The organism is Pseudomonas brassicacearum, assembly GCF_003732265.1.
Lineage (GTDB): Bacteria > Pseudomonadota > Gammaproteobacteria > Pseudomonadales > Pseudomonadaceae > Aquipseudomonas > Aquipseudomonas brassicacearum_D.
On record NZ_MOBK01000019.1, the window covers coordinates 59,929 to 69,914 of the forward strand.

The 9,986-nt window shown below is 58.1% G+C and carries 6 protein-coding genes, 1 tRNA gene and 1 rRNA gene; 3 read left to right on the forward strand and 5 right to left on the reverse strand.

Annotated elements, in window-relative coordinates:
- Window positions 1–169 precede the first annotated feature (169 nt).
- Window positions 170–2,089, reverse strand: a complete 1,920-nt coding sequence (gene dibA, locus BK660_RS29625; protein ID WP_123436360.1) for a phosphodiesterase DibA — start codon at window positions 2,087–2,089, stop codon at window positions 170–172.
- Window positions 2,090–2,236: 147 nt separating this feature from the next.
- On the opposite strand from dibA, the gene desA reads away from it, so the two are divergent.
- Entirely contained in the window at window positions 2,237–3,421 is a 1,185-nt protein-coding gene (gene desA / locus BK660_RS29630; protein ID WP_123436361.1) for a delta-9 fatty acid desaturase DesA, read from the forward strand.
- Between the two features lie 236 nt (window positions 3,422–3,657).
- Complete coding sequence (locus tag BK660_RS29635; RefSeq protein ID WP_123436362.1) at window positions 3,658–4,647, forward strand: GGDEF domain-containing protein; 990 nt, start codon at window positions 3,658–3,660, stop codon at window positions 4,645–4,647.
- A 22-nt stretch (window positions 4,648–4,669) separates the two neighbouring features.
- Here the strand turns inward: BK660_RS29635 and BK660_RS29640 are convergent, their stop codons facing one another.
- From BK660_RS29640 to gabD, 3 genes are all read right to left on the reverse strand, one after another.
- Window positions 4,670–5,884 carry a response regulator gene (locus BK660_RS29640; RefSeq protein ID WP_123436363.1) on the reverse strand — a complete coding sequence of 405 codons (1,215 nt, stop codon included), beginning with the start codon at window positions 5,882–5,884 and terminating at the stop codon, window positions 4,670–4,672.
- Window positions 5,885–6,023: 139 nt separating this feature from the next.
- Window positions 6,024–7,301, reverse strand: coding sequence for a 4-aminobutyrate--2-oxoglutarate transaminase (gene gabT / locus BK660_RS29645; protein ID WP_123436364.1), 1,278 nt, complete (start codon window positions 7,299–7,301; stop codon window positions 6,024–6,026).
- A gap of 199 nt (window positions 7,302–7,500) precedes the next feature.
- Window positions 7,501–8,943, reverse strand: coding sequence for an NADP-dependent succinate-semialdehyde dehydrogenase (gene gabD, locus BK660_RS29650; RefSeq protein WP_008148203.1), 1,443 nt, complete (start codon window positions 8,941–8,943; stop codon window positions 7,501–7,503).
- A 348-nt stretch (window positions 8,944–9,291) separates the two neighbouring features.
- On the opposite strand from gabD, the gene BK660_RS29655 reads away from it, so the two are divergent.
- Window positions 9,292–9,368 (forward strand) — tRNA-Arg (locus BK660_RS29655).
- A gap of 313 nt (window positions 9,369–9,681) precedes the next feature.
- On the opposite strand, the gene rrf is transcribed toward BK660_RS29655, so the two are convergent.
- A 5S ribosomal RNA gene (gene rrf, locus BK660_RS29660) occupies window positions 9,682–9,797 on the reverse strand.
- Between the last annotated feature and the right edge of the window lie 189 nt (window positions 9,798–9,986).

The following is a 9,986-nucleotide window of genomic DNA, read 5'->3' on the forward strand; positions in this document are numbered from 1 at the left end:
GCTGCTCCTTCAACTGAGAGGTTGCCTGGCAGTGGCGGCACTGCTTGCGGCGTGAGACCAATAGTAGTGAGGAGCAGATATTCTTAAAAAGACTATTTAAGAATGTTTATATAACCGAAATGAATTGCGTGCTGGGACGCGGTCTAGGGGAATTTTGTGGCGAAGAGGCTTAGCGAATAACAGGCTCGCACATCCAATCCAGTTGCTCCGCCGGCACCGGCCGCCCAAACCAGTAGCCTTGCCCCAGATCGCATTCATGCTCCAGCAGGAAACCCGCCTGTTCGATCTGCTCGATCCCCTCGGCATGCACTTGCATCCCCATGCTCTGCGCCAAGGCAATGATCACTCGCACAATCGCTGCATCATCTTCATCACACGGCAACCCGGCGACGAAACCCTGATCAATTTTGAGTTTCTGCACCGGCAATCGCTTGAGCCGCAGGAGCGACGAATATCCCGTGCCGAAATCGTCGATGGCCAGCCGCACACCCAACTCGCGCAGGCGATGCATCTGCTCCAGCGCCACCTCCGGATCCTCCATCACTGCGCTTTCGGTCACTTCCAGCTCCAGATACGCCGGATCAAGCCCGGTCGCATCAAGCACCTCAGCCACCTGCTGATACAGCTCGCGTCGGGCAAACAGTCGTGATGAAACATTCACCGCCACAAACGCCAACCCCACACCCGCCGCTCGCCACTGGCACATTTGCTGGCAGGCCCGCTGCATGACCCAGGCATCGATCTCGGCAATCAGCCCGGTACGCTCGGCAATGGGGATGAACTCTGCCGGCGATACCAGCCCGCGCTGCGGGTGCGCCCACCGCACCAACGCCTCGACGCCGATCAGGCGACTGGTTTTAAGGTCATGCACCGGCTGGTAATAGACGCGCAACTCCTGCTGCTGGAGGGCGCGGCGCAGTTCAAAGGCGATTTTCACCCGTTGCTGGGCATGGGCGGTCAACTCTTCGGTATAGAGCGCGTAGCCATCCCGGCCCGCACTCTTGGCCTTGAACAACGCCGAGTCAGCGTTGCGCAGCATTTGCCCGGCACTCAAGGCGTCACTCGGAAACTGACTGATACCGACGCTGGCATTGATAAACAGTCGATGCCCGTCAATGTGGAACGGCTCCCGCAGGCCATCGATGATTCGCTGAGCCAGCGCCGCGGCTTGTGCCACTTGCGGACAGCTTTCGGCCAGCACCGCAAATTCGTCACCGCCCAGACGCGCCAGGGTCATGCCTGGGCCGAACATGGCATTCAAATGCTCGGCCACGGCCTTCAGCAGTTGATCACCGACGGTATGCCCAAGGCTGTCGTTAATCATCTTGAAGTGATCCAGGTCGATCATCAGCAACGCGCAGCCCCGTTTGTGGATTTGCGCCGATGCCAGCGCCTGTTCGACACGGTCGGTGAACAACAGCCGATTGGGCAGATCGGTCAGCGGATCGTGGTGAGCCAGGTGCTTGAGTTCATGCTCGGAGTTTTTGATCGCACTGATATCGGAAAACACCGCCACGTAGTGGCTTCGCCGGCCCTGATCGTCATGAATGATGCGGATGGTTTGCCATTGCGGGTAGATTTCACCGCTTTTACGACGATTCCAGATTTCCCCGCTCCACTCACCGGTGCTGTTGAGTGTCGCGAACATCGACTGGTAGAACGCCGGCGGATGATGGCCGGATTTGAACAGGCTGGGTTGCTGGCCCAGCACTTCATCACGCTGATAGCCGGTGATCGCCATGAAGGCCCGGTTTACATGGACAATCAGCCCGTTGCTATCGGTGACCAACACGCCCTCACGGGTGCAATCGAACACGGCGGCGGCCTGGCGCAAACGCTCACGGTCGGCTTGGCGCTCGCGCAGCCTGGCGCCGATCCCCAGGCATTTGAACAGTCGGGCCCGGGCAACGAAGATCAAACCGGCGCTGAGCACCACCCAGAAATAACCGTTGATCAGTTGCCATCGCAATAGCTCGGCAGAGCTATCGAAGAAACTGTTCAATAAATAGCCGCTAAAGGTCATCCACGCGACTGAAAGCAGCAGGTAAAGCAGCGCTGCACGCAAGGCATCGCGATAGGTGGCAGACATTAGAGCGTCCATGTCCCTACAGAAAGGTTGGAATTATAGGTCAAGGACACATTCAGCCACTCTTATCTGAAAGGGCGACTGGTTTTATCCGTGGGCTTAGTGATAATGCAACGGCTGTTTTTTTCTTTATCGAGGGCCCTACAGCCTATGTGGTACGAAGGTTTACTCGGCTTGTCGCCCTGGTCACTGGTGGCAGTCACCCTGCTGATGACCCACGTTACGATCGTTGGCGTCACGGTCTATCTGCATCGTTATTCAGCCCATCGCTCGCTTGAGCTCAATGCTGGCCTGAAACATTTCTTCCGCTTCTGGCTGTGGCTGACCACGGCGCAGAACACCCGCGAGTGGACCGCTATCCACCGCAAGCATCACGCCAAATGCGAAACCGTGGATGACCCGCACAGCCCGGTCGTCAAAGGGCTTTCCACCGTTTTGCGCAAAGGTGCCGAGCTGTACCGCGCTGAAGCGGAAAACCCGGAGACCCTGCGCATCTACGGCAAGAACTGCCCCGAAGACTGGATCGAACGCAACCTCTACAGCCGATACCCGCTGTTGGGTGTGGCGATCATGGGCGTCATCGACCTGCTGTTGTTCGGCACCATCGGTATCACTATCTGGGCCATCCAGATGATGTGGATCCCGGTGTGGGCCGCCGGCGTGGTCAATGGCCTTGGCCATGCCATCGGCTACCGCAACTTCGAATGCCGCGATGCCGCCACCAATCTGGTGCCTTGGGGCATCCTGATCGGCGGCGAAGAACTGCATAACAACCATCACACCTACCCTAACTCGGCAAAATTGTCGGTGAAGAAGTGGGAGTTCGACCTCGGCTGGGCCTGGATCCAGGTCTTCAGTTTCTTTCGTCTGGCCAAGGTCCAGCGGGTCGCCCCCATCGCCCACCGGGTTGAAGGCAAAGGCAACCTGGACATGGACACCGCCATGGCGATCCTCAACAACCGCTTCCAGATCATGGCCCAGTACCGCAAGTTGGTGATTGCGCCGCTGGTCAAGCAAGAACTGGAAAAGGTCGATCACTCGGTCCGCCATCAATTCCATCGCGCCAAACGCCTGCTTTCGCGGGAAACCAGCCTGCTGGACGAAAAACACCACGTTCGCATCCAGACCATGCTCGAACACAGCCAGGCGCTGAAGGTAATTTACGAGAAACGCCTGGCCTTGCAGCAGATCTGGGTCAAGACCAGCTCAAATGGTCACGACATGCTCGCCGCCATCAAGGATTGGGTGCATGAAGCCGAGGCCAGCGGGATTCAATCCCTGCGCGACTTCGCCGACCAGTTGAAGACCTACTCCCTGCGCCCTGCCGCTGCCTGACTGTGGCGAGGGGGCTTGCCCCCGTACGGCTGCGTAGCAGTCGCAAGTTTGGACGACGCGTTTTAACTAAAAAACGCGTCGTCTATACCGCCCGGCGGGAGCCAGCTCCCTCGCCAAGGAAAGCGGGAACTAAGCTCCAAATCCCCTATCTCAAAGACACTTCGCCCCCCCCCGGCGGGTTTCGTTGTCGCCGCTTTCGAATCCAGAACAGCGCACGCCCTTTGAGATTTGTCCCGATGGTCCCCAAAAACCTGCACGACTCATCCTTTGCGCAATCGCCCGACACGGCTCAAACCCTGATGGCGCTGATGCATGCCCAAAGTGAAGTGGCGCGCCTGAGCGAACGTGAACAGCTGTTCAGTTCGCTGCTGGTGAGTGTCAACGCGGTGCTATGGGCATTCAACTGGGAAACCCGGCAGGTGCTTTACGTCAGCCCGGCCTATGAGCGAATTTTCGGCCGCTCCGCCGGCAGTTTGCTGTCCGACTACAACGAATGGCGCGACAGCATTTACCCCGACGACCTGGACTATGCCGAGCGCAGCCTGGCCGACGTGCTGGTCAAAGGTGCAGTTGAAGACCGCGAATACCGCATCATCGATGCCAATGGTCAGGTACGTTGGCTCAGCGACAAATGCTTCATCAACCGTCAGGCCGAACCCGGCCAACCCGTGATCATTGTCGGCATTGCCGAAGACATCACCGAAAAGAAGCGGATGGAAGCCGAACTGCAACGCCTGGCCACCACTGATGTGCTAACTCAAAGCAGTAATCGGCGGCACTTCTTTGAGTGTGCGCAAAAGGAATTTGCACAGGCACGCAAGCAAGGAACACCGCTGGCGTTCCTGTTGCTGGACATCGATGATTTCAAAGGGGTCAACGACACGTACGGTCATCCGCAAGGTGACGTGGTGCTGCAACAAATCGCAGAGAGCGGTCGCGCAGCGTTACGCCGAGGCGATGTGTTCGGGCGGATCGGTGGTGAAGAGTTTGCGGCGGTGTTTCCCGGCTGCGCGCCCGATATGGCCCTGCAAGTGGCCGAACGGTTGCAAAGGCAGATTCAGCAATTGAGCTTTAGCCATGACGGCCAGACGTTTGGTATCACCGTCAGCCAGGGTTTGACCAGCCTCACCGACGAGGACGAAAGCCTCGACATCCTGTTTGCCAGGGCGGATGCGGCGATGTATGAAGCCAAGCGGCAGGGCAAGAACCGGATCATTTCCGGTTAATCCGCTGAACACTTCGGCAGGTTCACTTTTTGCGTAATCGCATCAGTTCCGGCAAACCGATCTTGAGCAATCGCGCTGTTCGGCTTTTCGCCAATTCCTCCAAGCCCTCATGTTCGGTCAGGTGCGCCAATTGCGCCGCCATGTTCATCACCAACGCCTCGCGTGAGTAAACCCCGCCACCGAGCTGATAGACCGCCGCAATCAGCTCTCGCAGCTCAAGCGGCAGACGCCAGCGCGTGCGCAGTGCCGAACCGTAGGCCGCGCCGAACTCGGCCAGCGCATCACCGATTTCCTCCCACTCATCCAGATCACCTCCGCCCTGCTTCCACTCTTGCAAACATCGCAGCAGTGCCAGGTCACCAAGACGATGCAGCATGCCTGCGCAGTAACAGCGCTCTTGTTCCAGATCCAGCAAGCGTGCCAGCGTGCGGGCGTACTCAGCGGTGTGCAGCGACAACTCCCAATTTCGCTCGGCATAGTCCGCCAGTAGCGGATCGTCGAGCCGGGCACTGCGCTTGAGGGCCAACCCCAGGATGAGATTCATGCTTTGCCCGGCGCCCAAACGGTGCAAGGCCTGGGACAGGGTTTGCACCGGATCACCAAGGTGATGCGCCGCGCTGTTCGCGGCGGCGATCAGCACAGCGGTAATCTGCGGATCGGTGCGAATTTCGTCTTCCATCCGCTTCAGATCGAGTCCGCCGGGATTGAGGCTGCGCTGGACAGCGTTCTGTACGTCAGTCATCAACGGCGCACCGTCTGCCAGCTCTCGACGACGCTCCAGGTACACCGATAACGTCATGCCTGGCGCCAACCTTGGCATCTCGCAAGAAATCTCTTCACCGGCGTTCAGCAGCAACTCCTGCAGACGTTGGGTCAGGTTTTCCACGTTCAGGGGTTTGGTCAGGTACGCCGTGGGCGCCAAAGGCAAAGCCTCGTGCACGCTGCCACTGTCGTTGCGGCGGCTCATCAGAATGAACGGCAGCGGTGGATTGCGCCGGCGCTGACGCACGTTACGCAAGACATTCAAGCCATCGACCCCGGGCAACTCCCAGTCAACGATCGCCAGGTCGTAGGGAATTTCCCTCAGCCTGTCGATTGCCTGTTGGCCATCGGCGCACAGGTCCACCCGCGCGTCGCAGCGCACATTCAATAACACCTGCTTGAGCAAGTCTCGAGACCAGGGGTCCGCCTCGGCAATCAACACCCTCGGTGCAGCGGGTAAATCAACGACAGTCATGCAGCACGCTCCCTCGCAATGCTATGAACCATAGTCAACGCTGGCGATTCGACACAGATCAAATGACCTGAATGTGTTTCAAGAGGCCAAAAAAAACCCGCCGAAGCGGGTTTTTTGTCAATCAGGTCACACGAGGTGATCACAGCTCGGAGAAGCACTCTTCGATGATCGCCAGACCTTGGTCCAGTTGCTCGTCCGGCGAAGTCAGCGGTACCAGGACGCGCAGAACGTTGCCGTAGGTGCCGCAGGACAGCAGGATCAGGCCCTTATCGCGAGCCTTGGCCACAACCGAGGCTACCGCAGCAGCGTTTGGCTTGTGGCTGTCGCCGTTTTCGAACAACTCGACAGCGATCATTGCGCCCAGGGCACGGACTTCGCCGATTACCGGGTACTTGGCCTGGATAGCCTTGAGGCCAGTGACCAGACGCTCGCCGACAGCCTTGCAGCGATCCAGCAGGTGCTCTTCTTCGAACACTTCCATCACGGCCAGGGCCGCGGCGCAAGCGATCGGGCTACCAGCGTAGGTGCCGCCCAGGCCGCCTGGAGCGATGGCGTCCATGTATTCGGCCTTGCCGCACACACCGGCCAGCGGGAAGCCGCCAGCGATGGATTTGGCGAAGGTGGTCAGGTCGGCGGACACGCCCATCTGTTCCATGGCGAAGAAGGTGCCGGTGCGGCCAGCGCCGGTTTGTACTTCGTCAGCGATCAACAGGATGCCGTGCTGGTCGCACAGTGCGCGCAGACGCTTCATGAACTCTTTAGGCGCGACGTAGAAACCGCCTTCACCCTGAACTGGCTCGATGATGATGGCAGCGATGTCACGCGGCTCAGCGTCGTTCTTGAAGATGCGTTCGATGCTGGCGATCGAGTCGTCGACGCTCACGCCGTGCAGTTCATTCGGGTACAGGGCGCGGAATACGCCGCCTGGCATCAGGCCCATGCCGGCCGAGTAAGGAACGACTTTACCGGTCAGGCCCAGGGTCATCATGGTGCGACCGTGGTAAGCGCCAGTGAAGGCGATCACGCCGGCGCGGCCAGTGGCGGCACGAGCGATTTTCACGGCGTTTTCTACCGCTTCGGAACCGGTGGTGACCAGCAGGGTTTTCTTGGCGAAATCACCCGGTACCTTGGCGTTGATTTTTTCGCACAGCTCTACGTAGGGTTCGTAGGCCAGTACCTGAAAGCAAGTGTGGGTTAGCTTGTTCAGCTGCTCGGTCACGGCGGCGATGATTTTCGGGTGCACGTGACCGGTGTTCAGCACGGCGATACCGCCGGCGAAGTCGATGAACTCGCGACCTTCAACGTCAGTCACGGTGGCGTTCTTCGCGGACTCGGCGAAGATCGGATGAATCTGGCCAACACCACGTGGTACAGCGGCTTCGCGGCGTTTCATCAGGGATGCGTTAGTCTTGCTCATAAAGTCCTCATTCGCCGCTCATCGGGCGGCGTGGCTCAAGGAAAATGCAGCGGGGAGGCAACTACGGCAGCATGCGATGATCGACTGCCACAGCTTTCCCGGCCGCAGATAAATTTCGTTTGAAACGCGCAAAGGGACAGCGCTCTCGTGCCCTTTGCGTTTGAAGCAAAATGCCTTGCCCGGCTCTTGTCTTGCGAGCTTAGATGCCCAGGCAGAGGTATTTGATTTCCAGGTAATCTTCGATGCCGTACTTGGAGCCTTCACGGCCCAGGCCCGACGCCTTGATGCCGCCGAACGGCGCGACTTCGTTAGAGATCAACCCGGTGTTGACGCCGACCATGCCGTATTCCAGGGCTTCAGCCACACGGAACACACGACCCAGGTCGCGAGCATAGAAGTACGAAGCCAGACCGAACTCGGTGTCGTTGGACATCGCGATCACTTCGGCTTCGTCTTTGAAGCGGAACAGCGGCGCCAATGGCCCGAAGGTTTCTTCCTTGGCCACTGCAGCGTTTTTCGGCACGTTGGTCAGGATGGTCGGCTCGAAGAAGTTGCCTTCCATGACCTTGCCACCGGCCAGCACGGTTGCGCCTTTGCTGATCGCGTCAGCAATGTGCTCTTGAACCTTGGCCACGGCTTTTTCGTCGATCAGCGGGCCAGTGGTGGTGCCTTCTTCCAGACCGTTACCGATCTTGAGTTTGGCCACGGCCACTTTCAGCTTCTCGGCGAACGCGTCGTAGACCGAATCCTGAATGTACAGACGGTTGGCGCAGACGCAGGTCTGGCCGTTGTTGCGGTACTTGGAAATGATCGCGCCTTCGACGGCCTTATCCAGGTCCGCGTCGTCAAACACGATGAACGGCGCGTTGCCGCCCAGTTCCAGGGAGACTTTCTTGATGTCCTTGGCGCATTCAGCCATCAACTGGCGACCGATTTCGGTCGAGCCGGTGAAGGACAGTTTGCGAACGATCGGGTTGCTGGTCAGCTCGCTGCCGATGTCGCCGGCGCTGCCGGAAACAACGCTGAACACACCAGCAGGAATGCCAGCACGTTGAGCCAGTTCCGCCAGGGCGAACGCGGAGAACGGCGTTTGCGAAGCAGGCTTGAGCACCATGGTGCAACCGGCAGCCAGGGCTGGGCCGGCTTTACGGGTGATCATTGCGGCCGGGAAGTTCCACGGGGTGATTGCAGCGGTCACGCCGATTGGCTGCTTGATCACGATCAGGCGCTTGTCTGGCTGGTGACCTGGAATTACGTCACCGTAGACCCGCTTGGCTTCTTCGGCGAACCATTCGATGAAGGAAGCGGCGTAAACGATTTCGCCCTTGGCTTCGGCCAATGGCTTGCCCTGCTCGAGGGTCATCAGGCGAGCGAGGTCGTCCTGGTTTTCGATAATCAGCTCGAACCAGCGACGCAGCTTGTTCGCGCGGTCCTTGGCGGTCAGTGCACGCCAGGCCGGCAGCGCTTTGTCAGCAGCTTCAATCGCACGGCGGGTTTCGGCAGCGCCCATTTTCGGCACGGTACCCAGAATTTCGCCGGTGGCCGGGTTGTTCACTTTGATCGTCTGACCATTGTCCGCGTCGACCCAAGCGCCATCGATAAAGGCTTGCTGGCGGAACAACTGGGTGTCTTTAAGCTGCATGTCGGCTTTCCTTAACAGCACCGCGACAGGCGCGGAGCAAATTATGATTGTAGAAAGGCGCCCTATAGGCTGCCGTCAGGGAAATCATTCACTGGGCTGAAGCACATAAATAGCGCACTGATTGATACCGTGCGGTTCAGCACCCAGACAAGAGCGTTTGAAATCTCAAACGAATCCTAGGATCAAAGGGGGTAAAGGACAATAGCCTGTTCGAAAAAAAGAACGAAAACGCCGCATTTGCCTAATTTTTCTGATCAACGTAGCAAACGCAGGTTACGCTTTCAAAAAACACAGGCGATTCAGCAGCATGGACGCACGCAGCACATATGAGTATCATGGCGCCCGCTTGCACCAGTAGCTCAGCTGGATAGAGTACTGCCCTCCGAAGGCAGGGGTCGTGGGTTCGAATCCCGCCTGGTGCACCATACGCTTCAAATGAAAAAGCCTCAGGCCTTAGGGTCTGGGGCTTTTTTGTGGGTAATGGTAATCAACTTCAGGCAATGACGTTGTTTGGAGCGAGAGGTGGGGGGCGACGCATCACTCAAGGGAGTTAGGGGCGTTGTCGCCATGCGAGCCCTGATCGAGTCTCAGGGGGCTTCCACGCGACTTGGAAGCCATGGCCAAGGCCTTGAACTGGGCGGCTCGCCGTCAGAACCTACCTCAAGAGCATGAGATTACTTTTTCGCGGACAAAACAAAACCCCTACCTGCATACGCAGATAGGGGTTTCGGAATTTAATCTTGACGATGACCTACTCTCACATGGGGAAACCCCACACTACCATCGGCGATGCATCGTTTCACTGCTGAGTTCGGGATGGGATCAGGTGGTTCCAATGCTCTATGGTCGTCAAGAAATTCGGTAGCCAGGTCGTTCTCCTTGCGGATCACGCTCCAGCGAATGGGTATGTAATAGATTTGTGTGTTTCGTTTCGAATTTTCGACAATGTATCGTCTTCACACACCGCAATCTGGTCTCTTTCGAGTTCACAGATTGCTTGGGTGTTATATGGTCAAGCCTCACGGGCAATTAGTATTGGTTAG

Coding starts and splice junctions, on each gene's coding strand:
- dibA (WP_123436360.1), bottom strand. CDS start 2,089: ATGTCTGCCACCTATCGCGATGCCTTGCGTGCAGCGCTGCTTTACCTG.
- desA (WP_123436361.1), top strand. CDS start 2,237: ATGTGGTACGAAGGTTTACTCGGCTTGTCGCCCTGGTCACTGGTGGCA.
- BK660_RS29635 (WP_123436362.1), top strand. CDS start 3,658: ATGGTCCCCAAAAACCTGCACGACTCATCCTTTGCGCAATCGCCCGAC.
- BK660_RS29640 (WP_123436363.1), bottom strand. CDS start 5,884: ATGACTGTCGTTGATTTACCCGCTGCACCGAGGGTGTTGATTGCCGAG.
- gabT (WP_123436364.1), bottom strand. CDS start 7,301: ATGAGCAAGACTAACGCATCCCTGATGAAACGCCGCGAAGCCGCTGTA.
- gabD (WP_008148203.1), bottom strand. CDS start 8,943: ATGCAGCTTAAAGACACCCAGTTGTTCCGCCAGCAAGCCTTTATCGAT.